Annotated in this window: 19 protein-coding genes; 13 read left to right on the top strand and 6 right to left on the bottom strand. The window is 64.5% G+C overall.

Going from position 1 to position 23288, the window contains the following annotated elements:
* Nucleotide 1 precedes the first annotated feature (1 nt).
* Complete coding sequence (locus GTP90_RS18525; protein WP_161084950.1) at nucleotides 2-703, top strand: ABC transporter ATP-binding protein; 702 nt, start codon at nucleotides 2-4, stop codon at nucleotides 701-703.
* A gap of 11 nt (nucleotides 704-714) precedes the next feature.
* Nucleotides 715-1470 carry a hypothetical protein gene (locus GTP90_RS18530; protein WP_254451929.1) on the top strand — a complete coding sequence of 252 codons (756 nt, stop codon included), beginning with the start codon at nucleotides 715-717 and terminating at the stop codon, nucleotides 1468-1470.
* A 48-nt stretch (nucleotides 1471-1518) separates the two neighbouring features.
* Here GTP90_RS18530 and sodB read toward each other — a convergent pair whose 3' ends face one another.
* Nucleotides 1519-2097, bottom strand: a complete 579-nt coding sequence (gene sodB, locus GTP90_RS18535) for a superoxide dismutase [Fe] (protein ID WP_117014711.1) — start codon at nucleotides 2095-2097, stop codon at nucleotides 1519-1521.
* A 125-nt stretch (nucleotides 2098-2222) separates the two neighbouring features.
* A complete protein-coding gene (locus GTP90_RS18540; RefSeq protein WP_117014710.1) occupies nucleotides 2223-3203 on the bottom strand; it encodes a LacI family DNA-binding transcriptional regulator in 981 nt (326 codons plus the stop codon).
* Nucleotides 3204-3452: 249 nt separating this feature from the next.
* Here GTP90_RS18540 and GTP90_RS18545 point away from each other — a divergent pair, with 249 nt between their 5' ends.
* Nucleotides 3453-4445, top strand: coding sequence for a glucokinase (locus tag GTP90_RS18545; RefSeq protein ID WP_175048141.1), 993 nt, complete (start codon nucleotides 3453-3455; stop codon nucleotides 4443-4445).
* 13 nt (nucleotides 4446-4458) lie between these two features.
* Here GTP90_RS18545 and GTP90_RS18550 read toward each other — a convergent pair whose 3' ends face one another.
* Complete coding sequence (locus tag GTP90_RS18550; RefSeq protein ID WP_161084951.1) at nucleotides 4459-5325, bottom strand: AraC family transcriptional regulator; 867 nt, start codon at nucleotides 5323-5325, stop codon at nucleotides 4459-4461.
* Between the two features lie 252 nt (nucleotides 5326-5577).
* Between GTP90_RS18550 and GTP90_RS18555 the strand changes: the two genes are divergently transcribed.
* The 3 genes from GTP90_RS18555 (at nucleotide 5578) to GTP90_RS18565 (ending at nucleotide 11890) form a co-directional block, all read left to right on the top strand.
* Entirely contained in the window at nucleotides 5578-6804 is a 1227-nt protein-coding gene (locus tag GTP90_RS18555; protein WP_161084952.1) for an RICIN domain-containing protein, read from the top strand.
* A gap of 124 nt (nucleotides 6805-6928) precedes the next feature.
* On the top strand, nucleotides 6929-9580 hold the full coding sequence (locus tag GTP90_RS18560) for a TonB-dependent receptor (protein WP_161084953.1): 2652 nt from the start codon (nucleotides 6929-6931) through the stop codon (nucleotides 9578-9580).
* A 195-nt stretch (nucleotides 9581-9775) separates the two neighbouring features.
* Nucleotides 9776-11890 carry a beta-glucosidase family protein gene (locus tag GTP90_RS18565; protein ID WP_254451934.1) on the top strand — a complete coding sequence of 705 codons (2115 nt, stop codon included), beginning with the start codon at nucleotides 9776-9778 and terminating at the stop codon, nucleotides 11888-11890.
* A gap of 9 nt (nucleotides 11891-11899) precedes the next feature.
* Here the strand turns inward: GTP90_RS18565 and GTP90_RS18570 are convergent, their stop codons facing one another.
* The 3 genes from GTP90_RS18570 to xseA all read right to left on the bottom strand — a co-directional run bounded on the left by GTP90_RS18570 (nucleotide 11900) and on the right by xseA (nucleotide 15540).
* On the bottom strand, nucleotides 11900-12484 hold the full coding sequence (locus GTP90_RS18570) for a CPBP family intramembrane glutamic endopeptidase (protein ID WP_161084954.1): 585 nt from the start codon (nucleotides 12482-12484) through the stop codon (nucleotides 11900-11902).
* On the bottom strand, nucleotides 12481-14106 hold the full coding sequence (locus GTP90_RS18575) for a hypothetical protein (protein ID WP_161084955.1): 1626 nt from the start codon (nucleotides 14104-14106) through the stop codon (nucleotides 12481-12483). The genes GTP90_RS18570 and GTP90_RS18575 overlap by 4 nt, the downstream gene beginning before the upstream one ends.
* 72 nt (nucleotides 14107-14178) lie before the next feature.
* Complete coding sequence (gene xseA / locus GTP90_RS18580; protein ID WP_161084973.1) at nucleotides 14179-15540, bottom strand: exodeoxyribonuclease VII large subunit; 1362 nt, start codon at nucleotides 15538-15540, stop codon at nucleotides 14179-14181.
* A 1337-nt stretch (nucleotides 15541-16877) separates the two neighbouring features.
* Between xseA and GTP90_RS18585 the strand changes: the two genes are divergently transcribed.
* The 7 genes from GTP90_RS18585 to GTP90_RS18615 all read left to right on the top strand — a co-directional run bounded on the left by GTP90_RS18585 (nucleotide 16878) and on the right by GTP90_RS18615 (nucleotide 23222).
* A complete protein-coding gene (locus GTP90_RS18585) occupies nucleotides 16878-17483 on the top strand; it encodes a MotA/TolQ/ExbB proton channel family protein (RefSeq protein ID WP_161084956.1) in 606 nt (201 codons plus the stop codon).
* Nucleotides 17484-17492: 9 nt separating this feature from the next.
* Nucleotides 17493-17927 (top strand): ExbD/TolR family protein, encoded by a 435-nt coding sequence (locus tag GTP90_RS18590; protein ID WP_161084957.1) that lies wholly within the window; start codon nucleotides 17493-17495, stop codon nucleotides 17925-17927.
* Entirely contained in the window at nucleotides 17928-18989 is a 1062-nt protein-coding gene (lpxK, locus tag GTP90_RS18595; RefSeq protein WP_161084958.1) for a tetraacyldisaccharide 4'-kinase, read from the top strand.
* Nucleotides 18970-19146 carry a Trm112 family protein gene (locus tag GTP90_RS18600; RefSeq protein WP_161084959.1) on the top strand — a complete coding sequence of 59 codons (177 nt, stop codon included), beginning with the start codon at nucleotides 18970-18972 and terminating at the stop codon, nucleotides 19144-19146. The genes lpxK and GTP90_RS18600 overlap by 20 nt, the downstream gene beginning before the upstream one ends.
* Nucleotides 19147-19149: 3 nt before the next feature.
* The gene (gene kdsB / locus GTP90_RS18605; protein WP_161084960.1) at nucleotides 19150-19896 is read left to right on the top strand and encodes a 3-deoxy-manno-octulosonate cytidylyltransferase; all 747 of its coding nucleotides are present in this window, start codon (nucleotides 19150-19152) and stop codon (nucleotides 19894-19896) included.
* A gap of 211 nt (nucleotides 19897-20107) precedes the next feature.
* A complete protein-coding gene (adk, locus tag GTP90_RS18610; RefSeq protein WP_161084961.1) occupies nucleotides 20108-20764 on the top strand; it encodes an adenylate kinase in 657 nt (218 codons plus the stop codon).
* Between the two features lie 181 nt (nucleotides 20765-20945).
* Entirely contained in the window at nucleotides 20946-23222 is a 2277-nt protein-coding gene (locus GTP90_RS18615; RefSeq protein WP_161084962.1) for a sodium-translocating pyrophosphatase, read from the top strand.
* Nucleotides 23223-23288 lie beyond the last annotated feature (66 nt).

Genomic DNA, 23288 nt, shown 5'->3' on the forward strand with positions numbered 1-23288 from the left:
AATGACCAATATGAACCTCGCGGCCAGCCTGCTGCGGCCAGCGATAGCGGTAAAGAACCTGGGCAAGCGCGTGAGCGACGCCACCGGCGAACTCACCATCCTGCACGACATCGACCTGACGGTGCAGGCCGGGGAGACGCTGGCCATCGTCGGCGCGTCCGGCTCGGGCAAGTCCACGCTGCTGGGCATCCTGGCGGGGCTGGACCTGCCGACCAGCGGCACGGTGGAGCTGGAGAACACCGACATCTTCCAGCTCACCGAGGACGGCCGCGCCGTGTTCCGGCAGCAGAACGTGGGCTTCGTGTTCCAGTCGTTCCAGCTGCTGCCGCACCTGACCGCGCTGGAAAACGTCATGCTGCCGCTGGAGCTGCGCGGCGAGGCGCGGGCCAGCGAGAAGGCGAAGGCCATGCTGGAGCGGGTCGGCTTGTCGGCCCGCCTGCGGCACTATCCGAAGTACATGTCCGGCGGCGAGCAGCAGCGGGTGGCGCTGGCGCGGGCCTTTGTCTGCGAGCCGCCGTTGCTGCTGGCCGACGAGCCGACCGGCGCGCTGGACGCGGCCACCGGCGCCGCCGTCATCGAGTTGATGTTCGCGCTGAACCGCGAGCGCGGCTCGACGCTGGTGCTGGTCACGCACGATCTGTCGATCGCCGCGCGCTGCGGCAGAACCGTCACCATGAACGCCGGCCGTTTGAGCGCCGCTTGAGAGAGGAACGAATGCGATTGCCACAGCTGATGTTGATCCCGGTGCTGGCGCTGGCCGGCGCCGCCGCGCACGCCGACGGCCTGGCCGATTTGAAGGCGGCATTGGAGCACCTGCAGGAGCCGGTGCCGTTGAAGGCCACGCTGGATTCGAACGTCTGGCGCCGCAACGGCGAGGGCAAGGACGCCGACGAAACCAGCGGCCAGGCCGCGGTCGGCATCGAGGACGGCCAGCGCGGCATGCAGCTCAGTTATAGCCGCGACATGCTGGCCAGGCTCGATGCGGAAGCGACGGCGGTCGCCCGCAATCCCAACGCCAAGACGCCGACGCTCAACGCCGCCCGCGAATTCAGCCCGACCGATTTGCGGCCCATGATCTCGGCCGCCAGCAGCCTGGCGCAGATGCTGGAGAAGACCAGCTTCCTGACCGAGAAGGCCGACGTCTACCAGGGCAAGCCGGCGCGCGTGCTCACCTTCGCGCAGGGCATCGACGTGCTGGCCGACAGGGACCGCAAATACGTGAAGGAATTCGATGGACGGCTGAACGTGTGGATCGCCGCCGACGGCACGCCGCTGGCCAGCCGCATCACGCAGAGCATGCATGGCCGCGCCTTCATCGTCATCAGCTTCGAGGCGAAGAACGAAGAATCCAGCGTCTACGCGCTGGCGGGCAACCGCCTGGTATCGATTCGTAAGGAAAGCCGGAACACCGCATCGGGCGCGGGCGAGAAGAGCGAGTTCAAGATCGTGAAGACCTTGCAGCTCCAATAAAAAAAGGGTCAAGTCCCGGACTTGACCCCTTGGCCTGCAAGCTTACAATCAGGCGAAGTTGGCTGCTGCGAAGTCCCAGTTGGCCAGCTTGAAGAAGGTCTCTACATACTTAGGACGCGCATTGCGGTAGTCGATGTAGTAGGCGTGTTCCCACAGGTCGCAGGTGATCAGCGCTTTGGCGTCGGTGGTCAGCGGGGTGGCTGCGTTGGAGGTGTTGACGATGTCCAGCGAACCGTCGGCTTTCTTCACCAGCCAGGTCCAGCTCGAACCGAAGTTGCCAACGCACGACTTGGTGAACTCTTCCTTGAACTTGTCGAACGAACCCCACTTGGCGTTGATCGCGTCGGCCAGCGCGCCGCTTGGTGCGCCTTTGCCGTTCGGGGTCAGGCCGTTCCAGTAGAAGGTGTGGTTCCACACTTGTGCCGAGTTGTTGAAGATGCCGCCGGACGATTTCTTGACGATCTCTTCCAGGGACAGGTTTTCAAACTCGGTGCCCTTGATCAGGTTGTTCAGGTTGGTGACATACGTTTGATGGTGCTTGCCGTAGTGGTATTCCAGCGTCTCTTGCGAGATGTGCGGCGCCAGGGCGTCGATGGCGTATGGCAGTGGTGGCAGGGTATGTTCCATTGTTCTTCCTTGTGTTGGTTTGACGATGTGAAAAAATCGAGGTGATTCTTGCCGAAACGTCCGTCATTGTAAAGCGGTTGCGCCATCGGTGCAGAAAAGGCCAGATTTCCGTGTGGCTATCTCGATCAGCGCACGCGGCGCGTGGTTTCGCGCACGATCAGCTCCAAAGGCGGCACTTCGCCGCGCGCTTCCTCGCCGTTGATGATGCGCAGCAGCGCCTGGGTGGCGATGCGGCCGATGTCATACAAGGGCTGGCGTATAGTCGTTAGTGGCGGCGTGGTATAGGACGAGCCGGGCAAATCGTCGAAGCCGACCAGCGAGATGTCGTCCGGCACGCGTATGCCCTTGCGGTACAGCGCCAGCCGCGCGCCATACGCGCTCAGGTCGTTGGCCGCGAACACGGCGGTGAATTGCTGGTGCGTGTCGAACAGCCGGTTCATCGCCAGCATGCCGCTGGCCTCGTGGTAGTTGCCCTCGACGATCAGGTCCTGGTCCAGTTCGATATTAGCCTCGCGCAGCGCGCGCGTGTAGCCGGCCAGGCGCTCGGTGGCGTCGATGTTGTTGGCCGGGCCGGAGATGAAGGCGATCCGCCGGTGCCCCAGCTCGATCAGGTGGTGCACCGCCATGCAGGCGCCCGATTCGTTGTCCAGCTTGAAGCCCAGCGCGCTGCGGGTCTGCAATGCGCGGCCGGTGGAGACGATGGGACGCTGGCTGGAAAAGCCCAGCACGGCCTGGTCCGACATGCGGCCCGACAGCAGGATGATGCCGTCCACCTTGCGCGCCAGCAGCAGGCGCATGCGGTCGGCCTCCTCCTCGGCGTTCCAGTGGCCGCTGACGATCACCGAGGCGTAGCCGGTGCCTTTCAGGCCGTCGTCCACGCCGCGCAGCGTTTCGTCGAAGAAGGGGGAGGAGATGTCCTGCACCACGATGCCGATGGTCATCGAGCGGCCTTTTTTCAGGCCCTGCGCCATCTGGTTGGGCGCGAACTTCATCTTGTCGATGGCGGCCAGCACGGCCAGGCGCTTGTCGTCGGACACCTTGGCGGTGCCGTTGAGGATGCGCGACACGGTGCTGGGGGACACGCCCGCCTGGCGTGCTACATCCATCAGGGTCGATGGGCCGGAGGAGTGGGGGACGTCTGCCAAGGCAATTCCTGTTGTGATCGTTATTCTGTGAAAACCTTTTCGCCGAAGATTACCATAAAATTCACGCGCTTCCGGCCAAATCCGCCCCCGGTGCCGCATTGACTTTCACCACGATACGGTATTTAATGAAAAAGGTGCTTGAAATCGTTTTCATAAGCGATGTGGCATATAATCAGGGCGCCGGCAAACTACAAGAAACCAGGAAGAGACATGCAACGCGAATCGTTTTCGCACCTCGCCAATGGCCCGCGCCTGCTGGCCGACATTGGCGGCACCAGCGCCAGCTTCGGGCTGGAGACGGCCCCCAACCGGATCGAGGCGATCTGGATCACCGACTGCGCGGCCTATCCCACGCTGGGCGCGGCGCTGGTGGCCTACCTGTCGCAGCCGGCCACGGTGGCGGCGGGCGGCTACCAGGCGCGCTTCGCCGGCATCGCCATCGCCAACCCCATCGACGGCGACTGGGTGACGATGACCAACCACCACTGGTCGTTTTCGATCGAGGCGGTGTGTTCGCAATTCAGTTTGAAATCGCTGGTGGTGGTGAACGACTTCACCGCGCTGGCCAGCGCCTTGCCCTACCTGGCGCCGGACCACAAGCGCCAGATCGGCGGCGGCGCCGCGCGCGCCGGCGCCACCATCGGCCTGGTGGGCGCGGACGCGGGCTTGGGCGTGTCGGCCCTGGTGCCGGCCGGCGAGCGCTGGATCGCCATCGACAGCGAGGGCGGCCACAGCACCTTCGCGCCGATGAACGAGCGCGAGATCGACATCCTGCGCTACGCGCGCCGCTACCACGAGCATGTGTCGAGCGAGCGGCTGGTGTCGGGCATCGGCCTCTCGCTGGTGTACCGCGCGCTGGCCGAGCGCGCGCGCGTCGAGGCGCAGGACCTGAACACCGCGCAGATCATGGAGCGCGGCCTGCACCGCCTGTGCCCCGTGTGCGAGGAGACGCTGGACGCCTTCTGCGACATGCTCGGCACCGTGGCCGGCAACGTCGCGCTGACGCTGGGCGCCAAGGGTGGCATCTACATCGGCGGCCGCATCGTGCCGCAGATGAGCGAGTTCTTCGAACGCTCCGGCTTTCGCGCGCGCTTTGAGCACAAGGGCCGCTTCTCGGACTATCTGTCGCACATCCCCACCTTCGTCATCACCGAACAATATCCCACCCTGATCGGCATGTCGGCCATGCTGTCGGCCGGCTGATTTCAGCGCCAACCTACAACGCCATCTGCGGCTCCAGCGGCAGGCACAGCTCGCAATCCTGCGCCTCGACGCAGGCGTCGCGCTGGTCCGGCTCGTAGCGCTCGAAGCAGGGCCGGGCCGCCGCCTTGTAGCGGCCGTACAGCACGCCGTCGCGCAGCAGGCGGTGCCACGCATCCTTGCTCAACACGCGCGGACCGATGAAGCGCAGCACCGCGTGCGCGCCGCCGGCGATGGTCTTGATCGGCATGCCGGCCGGCGCCACGAAATCCCCCGGCACCTCCACGCAGACATCGTAGCGGCACTTCTCCGGCGCCGTGATGTCGGGATCGTCCAGCCCCATGCCGAAGCGCGGCGACGGCGGCAGGTTGTGCTGCCGGCACCAGGCGTCGAGCTGCGACCACTGCGCCGCGCTGTCCTGGTCGTAGGGGCCGAAGTGGCGCGTGTAGGCCACGCGCGCGGTCGGCAGGCGGACGATGCGCACCGGCCCGTTCTGGCCGGCCACCGGGCCCAGGCTGCTGGCGGCCGCCATGTCGCGCTGCCGGTCGCGCCAGCGCGACGGCGACAGGCCGAAGTGCTGGCGGAAGGCGCGGGCGAAGCCGTCGGCGGTGTCGAAGCCGCAGTTCTGCGCGATGGCTGCCACCGAATCGGACGAGTACAGCAGCTGCGAGGCGCCGGTCTCCAGCCGGCGCCGGCGCACGTAGGCGTGCGGCGCCTCGGCGCTCCACTGCTGGAAACGGCGCAGAAAATGGTAGCGCGACAGATGCGCCTGCGCGGCCAGGCAGTCGAGGTCGAGGTTCTGGCCCAGATGCCCGTCGATATAGTCCAGCACCTGGTTGAGCCGGTGCTCCAGCGGACGGGACGTCGGGGATGGCATGTGCATGGGTACTTGCTCCGGATTATAAAACGGGAAATGCTGTCAATATAAAAAGACAAGTGAAACGTTTCCATCATAGTCATCTCTTTTCGTCAAGGCCAGCACCGTTACATGTGTGTGGTTGAAAAGACACTCCGAAGGCTGCGCAACTTTGAACGGGTGGAGGACTGTCGATCTGTCTATGCTTTATCTGTGTGCAATGTTGTTTTTGGTATCGCACACGGAAGATCTCTTAAAAATAACTATGGAGACTCAGCTATGACAACAAGCAGACTATTCAAACTATCGCTCGCGGCCGCCATCACGCTGGCCTACAGCGCGCCCGGCATGGCCGCGTCGACCTGCGACCGTTACGCCTCGTACCCGGTGCTGGGGGAGACCTACACCGTCATCACCAACTTCTGGAACGACAAGGCCACCGGTTCCCAGTGCATCAACGTCAACCAGGACACCGGCGAATGGAACCTGAGCAGCGCGCCGTCCTCGCCCGACAGCACGCCGGCCGCCTATCCGGCCATCTACAAGGGCTGCCACTGGCACTCGTGCACCAAGGACAGCGGCCTGCCGCTGCAGCAGAGCGCGCTGACCTACGCGCCGACCCGCTGGCGCACCACGCCCGGCGCGGCCGGCGGCTGGGACGTGGCCTACGACATCTGGTTCAACACCACGCGGGAGGCGCCGGCCAGCGGCCAGCCGGACGGCGCCGAGATCATGATCTGGATCAACCACAACGGCTCGCCGCAGCCGGCCGGCAGCAAGACCGGCAACGTCAACCTCAACGGCATGAACTGGGATGTGTGGACCGCATGGAACACGCCGAACGGCTGGCCGCGCTGGAACATCGTCTCCTACGTCGCGACCTCGCCGGTGAACGAGGTCAATTTCGACCTGGTGCCGTTCTTCCGCGACGCGGTCGGGCGCAAGTCGGTCGACAGCAACTGGTGGCTGCTGGACGTCGAGGCCGGCACCGAGATCTGGACCAACGGCTCCGGCTTCAGCAGCAGCAACTTCGACGTGCAGTTCCACACCGACCCGGTCGCCGGCATCGACCCGAGCAAGTGGTACGCCGTGGTCAACAAGAACAGCGGCTCCTGCGTCGACGACGCCGAATATGCGACCAGCAACGGCGCCGTGGTCCAGCAATGGGCGTGCGACAGCCGCGGCGCCGCTAACCAGCAGTGGCAGTTCACGCCCACCGACAGCGGCAACTACCGCATCAGCAGCCGGCAGGCGCCGGCGCTGGCGTGGGACGTGGCCGGCTGGGGCACGGCCAACGGCTCGGCGGTCCAGCTGTGGACCTACGGCGGCGGCAGCAACCAGCAATGGCAGGCGGTGGACCAGGGCGACGGCCATTACAGATTCGTCGGCCGGGCCAGCGGCAAGTGCCTCGACGTGCCGGGCGCCTCCACCTCGAACGGCGCGCGCTTGCAGGTATGGGATTGCAACGGCACGCCGGCGCAATCGTTCAAGTTGATCGAGCAGTAAGCAGGGAGTAGTAAAAGTTCATCGCTTCGCCCGCCGCGAAGTTGCCGGCCCCGATGCGGGGGCCGGCTTTTTTACAATAATAAACAGGAGACCTATTTTGCACGCGATGACGAAGAAAACAATAATGAGCCTGGCGATAGCCAGCGCCTTCAACCTGGCCGCACACCACGCCTACGCCGCACCGGCGGACGCCGCCGACGCCGCACCCAAGGTGGTCGGCACCGACACCGACAAGGACGGCATCCCCGAAGTGAAGGTGACGGCGACCCGCTACTCCACCTCGCTGCTGAAGACCCCGCTGGCGGTGACCGCCTTCACGCAGGACAAGCTGACCCGCCAGGGCATCACCACCCTCAAGGGCATTTCCGGCGAGCTGCCCAATGTGCAGATGACCGAGGCCAACGACTCGGCGGTGCAGATCACCATCCGCGGCATCAGCGCCACCAACTTCACCGAGATCGGCGACCCGTCGGCCGGCCTGCACGTGGCCGGGCTGTACTCGCCGCGTCCGCAGGGCGCGCAGGCGCTGATGTTCGACCTGGAGCAGGTGGAAGTGCTGCGCGGCCCGCAAGGCACGCTGTTTGGCCGCAACTCCACCGCCGGCAGCATCAACATCATCCCGGCCAAGCCGGAATTTGGCAGCACCTACGGCAGCAGCTCGTACGAGATGGGCAGCCTGCACATGAAGCAGCTCAACATGATCCAGAACATCGCGGTCAACGACTGGCTGGCGCTGCGCGCCACGTTCATGAAGGTGAAGAAGGACAGCCGCCTGAACCAGCTGCAGGACTTCACCGGCTACACCGACAAGGGCTTCGCCTCGGTCTTCCCGCCCGGCACCCCGCTGGTGGACCAGCGCTACAACAGCAAGGTGGACGCGGCCCACGCCTACAACAACCAGGACGAGTGGGCCGGCCGCCTGGCCGCGCGCATGAAGTTCGGCCGCGATGTCGAGTGGCTGCTGACGGCGGAAAAATTCCAGAACAACGGCGCCGGCTACGTCAACGTGCGCGACTGCGACCAGGGCGCCGGCACCCGCTACGCCTGCACCCGCGGCCAGTGGGATGTGCTGATCAACGTGCCGGGCAAGACCGACATGACGATCAACACCGTGCGCTCGCAAGCCACGTGGAACGTCAATTCCAACACCACGCTGGACTACGGCTTCGCCTGGGCCGACCAGCAGCGCAGCCAGGTGCACGACGACGACAACGGCTTCCATCCGCTGCCGTTCCAGGTCGAGGTCAGCCTGCCGCTGCAATCGGGCGGCAACTGGGGCACGTGGCCGGTCAAGGACAACGCCACCCGCACCCACGATTCGCGCTACAAGTCCACCGTCAACGAGCTGCAGCTGAAGCAGAATTTCGGCGCCGTCAAATATGTCGCCGGCCTGTTCTGGATGCACGAGAAAAACCAGATCAACTTCTCGCAGGAGACGCTGGTCTACGGCCCGTACGGCGCGCCGATTTCGCAGTACTACGCGCAGCCGGACCGCGAGATCGACGCCAAGGCCGCCTTCGCGCAGGCCGACTGGACCTTCGCGCCGACCTGGACCGGCACGGTGGGCGGCCGCTTCAGCCGCGACAGCAAGACCGACAAGGGCGGCCTGAATTACGGCGGCGACAGCTGGGGCGGCAACTACCCGAACGCCTACTACCTCGGCCTGTACAACCCCGGCGTGCCTGGTTCGCCGGGCTGGCGTCCGCACAACGGCAACGACCTGACCACGGCGATGGGCCCGAACAACGGCCCGCAAGCCTTGCTCGGCTTCGGCGCGCCGACCCCGAACGACCACGCCGACAGCTGGCGCAAATTCACCTGGCGCCTGGGTTTGAACAAGCAGATCAACGCGCAGGAAATGGCCTACGGCTCGGTCTCGACCGGCTATAAATCCGGCGGCTTCGGCGACAAGCACGACCTGTGCGGCGGCATGCAGTGCGTGACCGGCCCATCGCCGAACATCTCGTACACGCCGTACGGCCCGGAGACGGTCATCAACTTCGAACTGGGCTACAAGGCCAAGCTGCTGGAGAACCGGCTGGGCCTGTCCGTGGTGGCCTTCTTCCAGCGCTACAAGGACATGCAGATCACCGGCGACAACTTCTTCGCCCAGATCATCCCGCGCAGCCCTTGCACCTCCGATCCGGCGTGCGACATCCAGCACGGCTGGCAGACCGTCAACGTGGCCAAGGTCAACATCCCCGGCCTGGAGATCGAGTGGGACTACAAGCCGTGGGCCGGCGCCAAGGTGGGCGGCTTCGCCAGCTACATCAAGCCGACCATCCACGACTACGATTCCTACAACGACGCCTATCTGTGCAACGAGCGCATCGAGTTCAACTCGGTATCGAAGTGCCCCGAGGTGTACAGCGGACCGGAAGCGCGCCTGCGCGGCCGCCGCGCGCGCAACCTCGACGGCAACACGCTGCCGAACGCGCCGAAATACACCTTCGGCCTGAACATGTCGCAGGACTTCAATCTCGACAGCGGCTACAAGCTGACGGCGTGGGGCGGCATGCGCTACCAGAGCAAGATCTACTTCGACCTGCTCAACTTCGACGATCCGCACATCGGCCTGTCGCAGAAGGGCTACGCCAAGGGTGACGTCTCCCTCAAGGTGACCAACCCCGACGACAAGTGGTACCTTGAAGGTTATGTGCGCAACGTGACGGACACCTGGGCCAAAACCTGGGGCGGTGCGGCGACCGGCGGCCAGATGCAGGCCGGCTACGTCGAACCGCGCACCGTCGGCGCGCGCTTCGGCATCAACTACTAACGCGCAAGCGGCACGGCAGGCGGCGGTTCGCCGCCTGCCTTTACAGAAGGAGATATCTTGAATTCAGAATTGAATCTGCGCCCGCTGGCCATCGCGCTGGCGGCGGCCCTGACGGCGATTGCTTCCACCGTGGTGGTGCTGGCCACCTCGCTGCCGGCCCACGCGGCCGAAGCGGCCGTTCCCGAGCGTCCGTGGATGGACGTCAAGCTCGGCGCGGACCGCCGCGCGACGCTGGCGCTGCAGGCCATGACGCAGCGGGAGAAACTGGACTGGGTGATGGGCTGGTTCGGCTCCGATTTCCGCGACAAGAAACGCAATCCCGCCGCGCTGCCTTTCTCGGCGGGCTATATTCCCGGCACGCCGCGCCTGGGCTTGCCGGCCCTGTTTGAAACCGACGCCGGTTTGGGCGTCGCCTCGCAGGCCACGAAGACGCCGCGCGAGCGCACCTCGCTGCCATCCGGCCTGGCCACCGCCGCGACGTGGGACCGCAAGCTGGCCTACAACGGCGGCGCGATGATCGGCGCCGAGGCGCGCGCCTCCGGCTTCAACGTGATGCTGGCCGGCGGCGTGAACCTGCTGCGCGAGCCGCGCAACGGCCGCAATTTCGAATACGCGGGTGAAGACCCGCTGCTGGCGGCCACCATGGTGGCGCAGCAGATCAAGGGCATCCAGTCGAATCACGTCATCGCGACGATGAAGCACTTCGCCGTCAACGACCAGGAGACCGGCCGCTTCATCCTCGACAGCCGCATCGGCGACGCCGGGAACCGCATGTCCGACCTGCTGGCATTCCAGATGGTGCTGGAGCAGTCCGACCCCGGCTCCGTCATGTGCGCCTACAACCGGCTGAACGGCGCCTACGCCTGCGAGAGCGACTACCTGCTCAACCAGGTGCTGAAGAAGGACTGGGGCTACAAGGGCTACGTCATGTCCGACTGGGGCGCGGTGCACAGCACCGTGGCCGCCGCCAACAACGGCCTCGATCAGGAATCGGCGTGGGAGTTCGACAGGACCGCGTACTTCGGCGTCGCGCTGGAGGAGGCGGTCGCCAACGGCCATGTGCCGCAGGCGCGCCTGGACAATATGGTGTTCCGCATCCTGCGCGCCATGTTCGACAAGGGCGTGGTCGACCACCCGGTGGCCGAAGGCGGGGCGATCGACTTCGCCGCGCACGGAGTGGTCAGCCGCACCGGCGCCGAGGAGGGCATGGTCCTGCTGAAGAACGCCGGCGGCGTGCTGCCGCTGAAGGCCGGCGCGAAGAAGATCGTCGTCATCGGCGCGCACGCGGACGTGGGCGTGCTGGCCGGCGGCGGATCGTCGCTGGTGTATCCGGTGGGCGGCAGCGCCGTCACCGGCATCGGGCCGGCCACCTGGCCCGGCCCGGTGGTCTACCATCCGTCGTCGCCGTTGAAGGCGATCCAGGCGCGCGCGCCGGGCGCCAGTGTGGTCTATCACGATGGCGTTGACGCCGCAGCCGCCGCCCGCGCGGCGGCCGATGCCGATGTGGTGCTGGTGTTCGCGCAGCAGTGGGTGGGCGAATCGGTGGATGCCGCCTCGCTGTCGCTGCCGGACAACCAGGATGCGCTGATCTCCGCCGTGGCCAAGGCCAATCCGAAGACGGTGGTGGTGCTGGAGACCGGCGGCCCCGTGCTGATGCCTTGGCTGGGCCAGAGCGCCGCCGTGCTGCAGGCGTGGTACGCAGGCACCAGCGGCGGTGAGGCCATCGCCCGCGTGCTGTTCGGCGAAGTGAATCCGTCGGGGAGGCTGCCTGCCACGTTCCCGGTATCGGCAAGCCAGTTGCCACGGCCTGTGCTCGATGGCGATCCGAAGGACGAGAGCAAGCGCTTCGACGTCAACTATCACGAAGGCGCGGCGGTCGGCTACAAGTGGTTCGACCTGAAAGGACTGAAGCCGCTGTTCCCGTTCGGTCACGGCCTGTCGTACACGCAGTTCGCCTACTCCGGCCTGGCCGCCAGCCAGAAGGACGGCAAGCTGCAACTGCGCTTCAAGGTGACCAACACCGGCGCGGTGAAGGGCAAGGACGTGCCGCAGTTGTACGTCGCGCCGCAGGGAGCCAAGTGGGAAGCGCCCAAGCGCCTGGCCGGTTGGGACAAGGTTGAACTGGCGCCTGGCGAAAGCCGGGAAGTCAGCGTGACCGTCGATCCGCGCCTGCTGGCGGTGTACGACAGCGGCAGCAAGAGCTGGCGCATCGCCAAGGGCAGCTACAAGGTGCTGCTGGCGCACAGCGCGGCCGATGCGGATGCGGCCAGCATCAACGTCGCACTGGAGGCGCGCACGTTCAAGCCGTAGGTATCGCCGTCAGGACTGGGGCTGGAGCTTGCGTATCTCGCCTTTAACCATATACAAGCCGACGGTGTCCACCGAGGCATGGATGATTATCGCGGCTACCAGTCCGACATACATCGCTATCAAACCGAGGCCCATGCTGACTGCGAAAACCCCGCACGCCTGTGTCAGCACACGCATGTTCAAGCCGTTGAAGCGATAGGCTCGCGTATGAGCAATGACGAAGATCGCCGAAGTGAGCCAGATGCCCGCCAGCGGTTGGAGCGCGCCGCGAAACAGCAGCTCTTCGCCGAATCCCGCCGCCAGCGAGATCCAGATTGGATTCCGTCCGCTCAGGTCCAGGCGGCCGTAGCTTTCAACGGTACTCTTCGTTGTGTTTGCGTTCGCCGCGTAGCGGTAGCCGATCTGCGTGGCGGCCCAGTACAGGCAGCCGACACCCAAGCCTATGGCGGCCTGATAATACAGCGGCAGGCCGGCAAGCAGCGATGCGAGATATGGCGGCTGGTGGAAACAAAAGATGATCAACGCCGCCAGGCCAGAAAATGCCGCACATGTGGCGAACTGCCTGCGCAATCCGATTTTCCTGGCGTGGCTCATTGGCGCATCAACCGGGTCAGCGTCTTATCGATATCGATCGCGTAGAACGCGGTACGGAATTGATACGGCGACTGGCAGGGAACCGTCAGCTTGCCGCCGTCCTTCAAGCCGAACGCCACTGCGTGGCGCGTCTGGCAAGCGTTCGTCATCGCCGGACCGGTGGCGGCGTCGCCGAATACCGGATGGCCTTCGATGCTGGTGGCGTAGCTGTCCTGGTGGATGGACTTGCAGACCTTCATGCCGTCCAGGATGATGCCCTGCGGCGTTTCGGTGGTGCCGCTGCGGCCCTCGCAATCGTCGGCCATCAGCTTGACCACGGCGCGCAACACCATCCGGTCGCGTAGCGCCTGGCTCGGTGGGTGCAATGCCGCCAGCCCGGTCTTGGGCAGCACGTCGTTCCACTGCTGTTCCATGGTCGCGCCGGACGACAGCAGCGCGGGCAGCACCTGCGCCTTGCAGTTCGCCGTATCGCCACATTCCAGCGCCTGCGGGAAGTCGGGCACCTGGCCCTGGCGCAGCTGATGATAGAAGCTGTCGAAGCGCGCCAGCGCGCTGCCCGCTCCCTGGCGCGCCGCCAGGCTGTAGACGTAGGCCGGCAGGCCGCACAGGTATTCAAGCCGCTGGCTGCCGATCTGGCGGGGCGTCAGCGCGCGCCAGCTTTTGCCTTCCGTGTACAGCATGCATTCGGCCAGCGCCTTGTCCAGCTGCGCTGCCGCCTCCGGACGCGTGAGCCAACCCTGCTGCACCGACGTGAGCCAGCGCAGGAATTCGCCGCCGCCTTCGTTGATCAGTCGCGCATCGGGATAGACATCGACCGCGTCGCGCAGCTGGAAGCGGTGGCTGAATTCGTGCGAGACCAGCAGCGTCAATTTGGCGTTTTCCTCCGGCCCCGGCGCCTGCGGCCAGTTGAACAACGCCAGCCGCAGGATGTTGCCGGCATCGCCGCCGACATTCGGACCGCCTGGCTCGCTGGCGGCGATGGCCGCGATCACCGGGCGGCTGAAGACCGCCTGCGGCAGCTGCTTGCCCAGGTAGGCGACCGTGCCGTCGGCCACTTCGCGGATCCGCGCGACCGTCGCCGCGGACAGGCGCGGATCGTAGTAGTCCAGCGAGGCACTGGCCTGCGGCGTGAGCATCAGCATGGCGGGCGTGTCGCCGCCGGTGGTGGCGGGTGCGGTTGCGATGTCGCGATAACGGTGGCCGTCCATGACGATGTCCGCCGCGTGGTAGCGGTAGGTCACGGGCCCGCAGCTGTCCGCCAGCGCGTAGTTGGAGCTGTGGACGTACATGCCCCCGGGTGCGGGAAAGGAGCCGGGATAGCCGCTGATTTTCTGCATCGTGGCCGGTACGCGGAAGCGCGCGGTGCAGGCGCCGCTGCTCTTCAGCTGATCGCCTTCGGGCACGGCGCAATCGTTCTGCTTCCGCCATGCGGCACGGATCTCCTGGCCGCCGCGTCCATCCTTGAGGAAGGCGAGGGCGGTGCAGTGCTCCGGCAGCGCGAAGCTCACTTCCAGCGCATCGGCGGAGACCAGCTTGATGTCGACGTCCACCGATGCCGAGTGGGCGGTGAGCGGCAGCAGTGCTGCGCCCAGCAGGTGCAGCCAGGTACGCGGATTTTTCATTGACGCCTGAAGTCGTGAGAGGTTGCGAAAAATATCACAACATCCGGCACGACACAAGCCGCCCGCAGCTTCCTAGTCCAGCGAGGGCTGTACCGACTCCACGCCCACTTGCGCGCTGCCCTCGGCCAGGCGCAAGTTGAGCGTGCTGCGTGGCTTCAGCTGGGCCGGCGCGCGGACGATGGCGCCTTGTTCGTCTGTGACGATGGCATAGCCGCGTTCCAGCGTGCGCTGTGGATTCAATAGCTCCAGCTGCGACGACAGCGCGGCCAGCGCGTCGCGCCGCTGCGCAAGTTGCGTGGAGACGCTCATCGTCATCCGGTGCTGGAAGTCCGACGCCCGCGAGCGCGCCGCCGTCACATCCGGCTTGCGCGCGCCGAGGCGGCCGCTCAGGCGGTCCAGCTGGAAGCGCGCCTGCGACAGCGGGGCGCGGTTCGCGTGCGTCATCGCGGTGGACAGCGCCAGCAGCTTGAGGCGCTGCTGGCGAATCTGCGCGCCTGGGCTGAGCAGGCGCCGCGTGTAGTTATCCAGGTTCTGCGACGCGTCGCCCACGCTGCGCCGCATCGCGCGCCGCAGGTCGATCACGTCGGCGCGCAGGGACGCCATCCAGTCCGCGCGCGGTGTGACCGCCAGTTCTGCGGCGGCGGTCGGCGTGGCGGCGCGCAGGTCGGCGGCGAAGTCGCAGATCGTGAAGTCGGTCTCGTGGCCGACGCCGGAGATCACCGGCATGCGGCAGTTGGCCACGGCGTAGGCCACATCCTCGTCGTTGAACGACCACAGGTCCTCGATGCTGCCGCCGCCACGGCAGACGATCAGCACATCGCAGTCATTGCGCAGCGAGGCGGCATCGATGGCGGCGGCGATCTTCTCGCCCGCGCCCTGCCCCTGCACCGGTGTCGGATACAGCACGATGTGCACATGCGGTGCGCGCCGCTTCAGTGCGGTCAGCACGTCGCGCAGCGCCGCCGCCTGCGGGCTGGTGACGATGCCCACAGTGCGCGGGAACAGCGGCAAGGCGCGCTTGCGCTCCGGGTGGAACAGGCCGGCCGCGTCCAGTTTTTCCTTGAGCCGCTGGAAGGCCTCGAACAGCGAGCCGACGCCGGCGCGGCGTATCGCTTCCACATTGATCTGGTAGTCGCCGCGCGCACCGTACAGCGTGACCAGCGCCCGCACCTCGACCTTGTCGCCCTCGCGCGGAATAAAGCCGGCATATTGGGCGCGGCCGCGGAACATCACGGCGCGCACCTGGGCCGCGTCGTCCTTGAGCGTGAAGTACCAGTGGCCGGAACTGGCCTTGGTGAAATTGGACACCTCGCCGGAAATCCATGTGAGCGGGAAGGTGCGCTCGAGCAAACGCGCAACAGCCTGGTTGAGCGCGGTCACGGTCATTACAGGGGCGGCGGCAGGGGCGGGGGCGTTGTGGTCGTCGAAGATCATAGGTTTCAATAAAGGAAACTATCCACACTTTGCGATTTCAGTCACACAGCGGTCATAGAGCATCTAAAGCGGTAAGTATTATAGGTAGGTATATGATTTTAAAGGGTAAACATTTCTGCCGTATTTGCGTGCAACAAGGAAAAACCCTTATGGATCAAGCACTTTGGCATAGCCACCGGCAGTTACGCACAAAGTTATCCACAAAAGATGTGTGGAACTTTTGTGAGCGATAGCTATTTTCTTCTTGTTTATTTTGCCATGCCTAAAATTTACGCAAAGAAAGTATATTGAGATAAATCAAAGGCTTAGGTGGTGGTGCATGGTATTACGCACACTTTTATCCACAGAAGATGTGCAAAACTCCGGACTTGCCCCCAGGCGCCGTATGGCTGGGAATGAGGGGGCAAGAGTCGTCGGCATGGCCGGGGCGCCGGGCTGGGGATAAAAAAGCGCTTGCTTCCTTTTTGTGCAGGACAATAAAAACGATATAAATCAATGGCTTTGATCATGCCGTGCTGCCTTGCTCACAATCTTATCCACATAAAATGTGCAGAAGTAACAGCTTTGCTGTGATAGCCCGGCATTATCGATAGCCGACTTGCGCGGGCCGGTGGAAAACCCGGTTTTAGCTATGAAAAGTGGTGAAAACAGGTATCTTGCACGGTTTTTACTCACGGCAAAAAATCCCTTATAAATCAACGATCTTTCACCATGTGGAAGGCGTTGCTCACAATCTTATCCACATTAAGTGTGCAGAAGTCCACATCCATACCAGCCCGCCAGAAACGTGATTTTGGCCGGTTTTGCCTGCGCTATTTTTACGCATGAAAAAAATATCCTTATAAATCAAAGACTTTGTTTGGAGTGGGTAGCCTTGCTAACAATCTTATCCACATTTTTTGTGCAGAACTCCACATCCGGCTCCGTCGAGCCACTTTTGGTGGCTGAATGCCCCGTTTGTCAGCCTTATGGGGCCGTATGCCAGATTTTTGCGCACGGAAATAAAATTGATTGAAATCAACCACTTGGGGTAGGGTTGAGTGCCTTGCTCACAATCTTATCAACAGAATATGGGCATAACTGGGCACAACTTTTGCAGAGCAAAAAACGGGCCCGGATACTCCAGCTGCGCTATTTTTGAGCTTTGAAATTTTGTTCTTTAAAATCAATGGCTTGGATGGTCGTGCTGGTCATTGCACACACAATTGTCCACAGAAAATGTGCAGAACTCTGGCGGCGCCTGGGCGAGCGCGTTCCGCCTGTCATCCGCCACTTGCCGTGGACGGCCCAACAAGATACATTGCGCCTTCGGGTGTTTATCTAGACAGGAGTCCCTTTTGCTCGCCATATTACAAGCCGCCGGTTGGCCTATCTGGTTGTTGTTGGTCGCATCGATCGTCGCGACCGCGCTGATCATCGAACGCTTGCTCTATCTGCGCCGCAGCAAGATCCTGCCGAAAAAGCTGCTCGATGAAGTGGTGCAGGTCTACCGCGGCGGCAATATCACGCCGGACGTCATCGACAAGCTGGAGAAAAGTTCGCCGCTGGGCGTGGTGCTGTCGGCCGCGCTGCGCAACATCGATTCGCCGCGCGAGGTGATGAAGGAGTCCATCGAGGAGGCCGGCAGCGGCGTGGCGCATACGCTGGAACGCTTCCTGACCACGCTGGGCACCATCGCGACGCTGGCGCCGCTGATGGGCTTGTTCGGGACGGTGGTCGGCATGATCGAGATTTTCGGCGCGCAGAACGCGACCGGCTCCAATCCGGCGCAGCTGGCGCACGGTATCTCGGTGGCCTTGTACAACACCGGCTTTGGCCTGGCGATCGCGATGCCGACGCTGGTTTTCTATCGCCACTTCCGCGCGCTGGTGGACAGCTTCATCATCGAGATGGAGCAGCAGGCGGTGAAGTTTGTCGATGTTGTGCACAGCAAGCGCAAGTAAGGACGCCGCATGAACTTCCGCAAAGGCCGGCATCGCGAAGACCCCGAGATCAACCTGATCCCGTTCATCGACGTGCTGCTGGTGATCCTGATCTTCCTGATGGTGACCACCACCTACAGCAAGTTCACCGAACTGCAGATCACGCTGCCGACCGCCGACGCGCAGAAGGCGGCCGACAAGCCGTTCGAGCTGGACGTGACGGTGGACGCCAAGGGCAACTACACGATCAATGGCGAGCCGGTGTCGTTCCATGACGTGGCCGGCTTCGCGCAGGCCATGAAGAACGCGGCCGACAAGGGCGGCGCGGCCGGCAAGTCGCCGGTGGTGATCGTCAACGCCGACCAGTTCGCGATGCACCAGATGGTCATCAACGTGATGGAAGCGGCGCGCATCGCGGGCTACGAAAAGCTGACCTTCGCCGCGCAGACCAGCACCGCGAAATAAGTGTCGACCTCTCCCACCAAATCGTCAGCGCTCGAAACGACGCTGACGCGCAACTGGCTGCGGCGCGGCCCGCTCGCTTGCGCCTTGTGGCCGGTGTCGCTGCTGTTCCGCGCGCTCAGTGGCCTGCGGGCGGCCTTGTTCCGCGCCGGCGTGCTGAAGTCCTCGCGCCTGCCGGTGCCGGTGGTGGTGGTGGGGAATATCTACATCGGCGGCACCGGCAAGACGCCGCTGACCATCTGGCTGGTGCAAGCCCTGCAGGCGGCCGGCATGAGGCCGGGCGTGATCTCGCGCGGCCACGGCAGCGACGGCGGCAACGCGCGCGAGGTGGGCGCCGCGTCCACGCCGGCGCAGGTCGGCGACGAGCCGTTGCTGATTAAGCAGCGCACCGGCTGTCCGGTGATGGTGGGCCGCGACCGCGCCGCCACCGGCCGCGCGCTGCTGGCCGCGCATCCCGAAGTGAACATCCTGCTGACCGACGACGGCCTGCAGCACTATGCCCTGCGGCGCGACGTGGAGATCATCCTGTTCGACGGCCGTGGCGCCGGCAATGGCTGGCTGCTGCCGGCCGGCCCGCTGCGCGAGCCGGTATCGCGCCGGCGCGACTTCACCGTCATCAACACGCCGGTGCTGACCGGCGAGCTGGCGCGATCGGTCGGCGCGGCCGGCGCGGCGCCCATCCAGATGACGCTGGCCGGCGCGCACGCCGAGCAGCTCATCGACCGTACGCAGCGCCGCCCGTTGACGGCCCTCGCGCAGCCGGGCCTGCGCGTGGCCGCCGCCGCCGGCATCGGCAATCCGGCGCGCTTCTTCGGCATGCTGAAGGCCGCCGGCCTGCACGTCACGGAACTGCCTTTGCCCGACCATCACGACTTCCAGGACCGCCCGTTTGACGCGCTCGACGCCGACCTGATCTTGATGACAGAGAAGGATGCAGTAAAATGTGCGCAAATTGAAGAACTCAGAGACGACCCGCGACTATGGGTCGTCCCGGTGACGGCGCACCTTGACGGCGCGCTGGCCGACCAAATTGTGGAGAAATGTCGTGGACGCTCGATTGCTTGATATCCTGGTATGCCCGGTCTGCAAAGGCCCCCTGGAGTACGATAAAAATGCCCAGGAAATGATTTGCAAGGGCGACCGCCTGGCCTTCCCGATCCGAGACGGCATCCCCATCATGTGGGCCGACGAGGCGCGCACGCTGCAGGACAAGGCGGACTAGGCGGTGTCCTTCATCGTCATCATCCCGGCCCGCCTGGCCTCGACCCGCCTGCCGAACAAGCCGCTGGCCGACCTGGGCGGCAAGCCCATGGTGGTGCGCGTGGCCGAGCGGGCGCAGCAGGCCGGCGCCGCCCGCATCATCGTCGCCACCGACCACGAAGACATCCGCGCCGCCTGCGAACAGCACGGCGTGGAAGTATGCATGACCCGCGCCGACCATCCGTCCGGCACCGATCGCATCGCCGAAGTGGCGCGCGCGCTCAATCTGCCGGCCGACGCGGTGGTGGTCAACCTGCAGGGCGACGAGCCGCTGATCGACCCGGCGCTGCTGCAAGCGGCCGCCGCGCGCATCGGCGCCGGTGTGCCCATGTCCACCTGCGCCCATCCGCTGCACGACGCCGCCGACGCCTTCAACCCGAACGTGGTCAAGGTGGTGCTGGACAAGGCCGGCAGGGCGCTTTATTTTTCGCGCGCGACCATACCCTGGAACCGCGACGCTTTTGCGCAGTCTAAATCCTCGCTGCCGGACGGTTACGTACCGCTCCGTCACATCGGACTGTACGCCTACCGCAACGACTTCCTGCAAGCCTACCCGGCGCTGGAGGTGTCGCCGCTGGAATCGATCGAAGCACTGGAACAGTTGCGCGTGCTGTGGCACGGCTATCCCATCGCGGTCCACGTGACCGATTCGGCCCCGGCGGCCGGAGTGGATACGCCGGAAGACCTGGCCCGCGTCCGGCAGTTCTATTGATTTGTATCAAACAACACGTCAGCCAGCAGTCAGTAACAACTGATATAACGAAGACAACGGTGCGATATTCATACGGAATATCTCTCCGTACCCCGGTTTCGCCACCTAAGAACGGTTCAAACCGTCACAAATTGGCGTTGAGACGAAGTTTTGTGGTAAGTTTCGTACGATCCAATACCAACTAACCCACATTCTGTTTTAGGAATTTTTCATGCGTCTTATTCTTTTAGGAGCACCAGGTGCCGGCAAGGGCACCCAGGCTAATTTCATCAAGGAAAAATACAATATTCCGCAAATCTCGACCGGCGACATGCTGCGTGCCGCGATCAAGGCGGGCACGGAGATGGGCTTGGCCGCCAAGAAGGTGATGGACGCGGGTGGTCTGGTATCGGATGACATCATCATCGGCCTGGTCAAGGACCGTCTGGCCGAGCCGGACTGCGCCAACGGCTACCTGTTCGACGGCTTCCCGCGCACCATCGCGCAAGCGGATGCGATGAAGGACAGCGGCGTCGTGGTCGACTACGTGCTGGAAATCGACGTGCCGGACGAGTCGATCATCGAACGCATGGACGGCCGCCGCAGCCATCCGGCCTCGGGCCGCGTGTACCACGTCAAGTTCAACCCGCCCAAGGTCGAAGGCAAGGACGACGTCACCGGCGAACCGCTGGTGCAGCGCGACGACGACAAGGCCGAAACCGTCAAGAAGCGCCTGGACGTCTACCATAACCAGACCGAAGTGCTGCTCAGCTACTACAACAACTGGGCGCAGTCGGGCCAGCCAGGCGCGCCGAAATACCGCCGCATCGCCGGCGTCGGTCCGGTAGAGCAAATTCGTGACAGCGCGTTTGCCGCGCTGGCGGAATAAGCGTTAAAGTAGAGCGGACCGAGTGTCCGCTTTTTTTGCGCTTGCAAATCGGCTGGATGCCATCCCGTTTTATGAAGTGTTGCAGTTCGCAGGTTTAGTTGGCTGCGCTTGCCTACCCGGCGGGCGTTGGTTTTCTGAAGTGTGGGTTTGTAGGCTCGATCAATAAAAATAAGGGGACACTATGGCAGCTAGTCTTTGGCTTGCAGTTGCGTGCGGCGTTATCGCCGTGATTTACGGTTTATGGTCTCGAAGCTGGATTTTGCGCCAGGACGCGGGCAACCCGCGCATGCAGGAAATCGCACTGGCCATCCAGCAGGGCGCCGCCGCCTACCTGGCGCGCCAGTACCGCACCATCGGCATCGTCGGCCTGGTGCTGCTCATTCTTATCGCCGCCTTGCTCGACATGAAGACCGCCGTCGGCTTCCTGATCGGCGCGGTGCTGTCCGGCGCCTGCGGCTTCATCGGCATGAACGTCTCGGTGCGCGCCAACGTGCGCACGGCCCAGGCGGCCACCAAGGGCATGAACGAGGCGCTCGACGTCGCCTTCAAGGGCGGCGCGATCACCGGCATGCTGGTGGTCGGCCTGGGCCTGCTGGGCGTGGTGCTGTTCTATATGTTCCTGGTGGGGATGGCGCCGGGCGCGCCGAATCCGCCGCTCAATCCGCACGATGTGATCAAGCCGCTGATCGGCCTGGCCTTCGGCGCCTCGCTCATTTCCATCTTCGCCCGGCTGGGCGGCGGCATCTTCACCAAGGGTGCGGACGTCGGCGCCGACCTGGTGGGCAAGGTGGAGGCCGGCATCCCGGAGGACGATCCGCGCAACCCGGCGGTGATCGCCGATAACGTCGGCGACAACGTCGGCGACTGCGCCGGCATGGCGGCCGACCTGTTTGAAACCTATGTGGTGACGCTGATCGCCACCATGCTGCTGGGCGCCTTGCTGATCACGTCGGCGCCGACCTCGGCCATTGTCTATCCGCTGCTGCTGGGCGCGGTGTCCATCATCGCCTCCATCATCGGCTGCTCGATGGTCAAGGCCAAGCCCGGCAAGAAGATCATGTCGGCGCTGTACACCGGGCTGTGGTGGGCGGCCGGCCTGTCGCTGATCGGCTTCGCCGTCGTCACCTGGCAGATCTGGCCGGACGAGGCCATGCGCATGAAGATGATGGGCTGCACCGTGGTCGGTATCGTGCTGACCGGGCTGATGGTCTACATCACCGAGTACTACACCGGCACCGATTTCCATCCGGTCAAGCATATCGCCGAAGCGTCGACCACCGGCCACGGCACCAACATCATCGCCGGCCTGGGCGTGTCGATGAAGTCCACTGCCTATCCGGTGCTGGCGGTGTGCGCGGCGATCCTGGTGTCATACCAGCTGGGCCAGCTGTACGGCGTGGCGATCGCGGCCACGTCGATGCTGTCGATGGCCGGCATCGTCGTGGCGCTGGACGCCTATGGCCCGATCACCGACAACGCCGGCGGCATCGCCGAAATGTCGGGCATGCCGGAATCGGTGCGCGCCATCACCGATCCGCTGGACGCGGTGGGCAACACCACCAAGGCCGTCACCAAGGGCTATGCGATCGGCTCGGCCGGCCTGGCCGCGCTGGTGCTGTTCGCCGACTACACGCACGCGCTGGAGTCGAGCGGCAAGAGCGTCACCTTCGACCTGTCGAACCCGATGGTGATCGTCGGCCTGGTCATCGGCGGCCTGATTCCCTACCTGTTTGGCGCGATGGCGATGGAGGCCGTGGGCCGCGCGGCCGGCGCCGTGGTGGTGGAGGTGCGCCGCCAGTTCCGCGACATCAAGGGCATCATGGACGGCACCGGCAAGCCGGAGTACGACAAGGCTGTCGACATGCTGACCGCGTCGGCGATCAAGGAAATGATCATCCCGTCGCTGCTGCCGGTGGTGGTGCCGATCATTGTCGGCATGCTGCTGGGGGCGGCCGCGCTGGGCGGCATGCTGATGGGGACCATCGTCACCGGCCTGTTCGTGGCGATCTCGATGACCACCGGCGGCGGCGCCTGGGACAACGCCAAGAAATACATCGAGGACGGCCACTTCGGCGGCAAGGGTTCGGACGCGCACAAGGCGGCCGTGACCGGCGACACCGTCGGCGATCCTTACAAGGACACGGCGGGGCCGGCGGTCAATCCGCTGATCAAGATCATCAACATCGTGGCGCTGCTGCTGGTGCCGCTGCTGCCGGCCTCGGGCTGGCTGGCGGTATCTGCGCCTGCGCCGGTCACGGCGATCACCGCGCCGGCGCCGACGATGATCACGTCGCCAGGCGATGGCATGATGAAGCCGGCCGACGTGCCGCCTCCTCCACAGCCCTCGGCGTCGGCGCCGATGACGGAAGGCGCACAACCGGCGCCGGGCGCGCCGGCAGTGGAGCCTGCCGCGGCAACTCCCGCCGCCTCGGCGGAGGCGCCACCGCCAGGCAAGTAAGCGTTACCAATTGTTTCAAACGCTTCCCTCTGGTGCTACACCTGCTAATAATGAAAGGTGTAGCAC

Source organism: Duganella vulcania, assembly GCF_009857655.1.
Classification (GTDB): Bacteria; Pseudomonadota; Gammaproteobacteria; order Burkholderiales; family Burkholderiaceae_D; genus Rugamonas; species Rugamonas vulcania.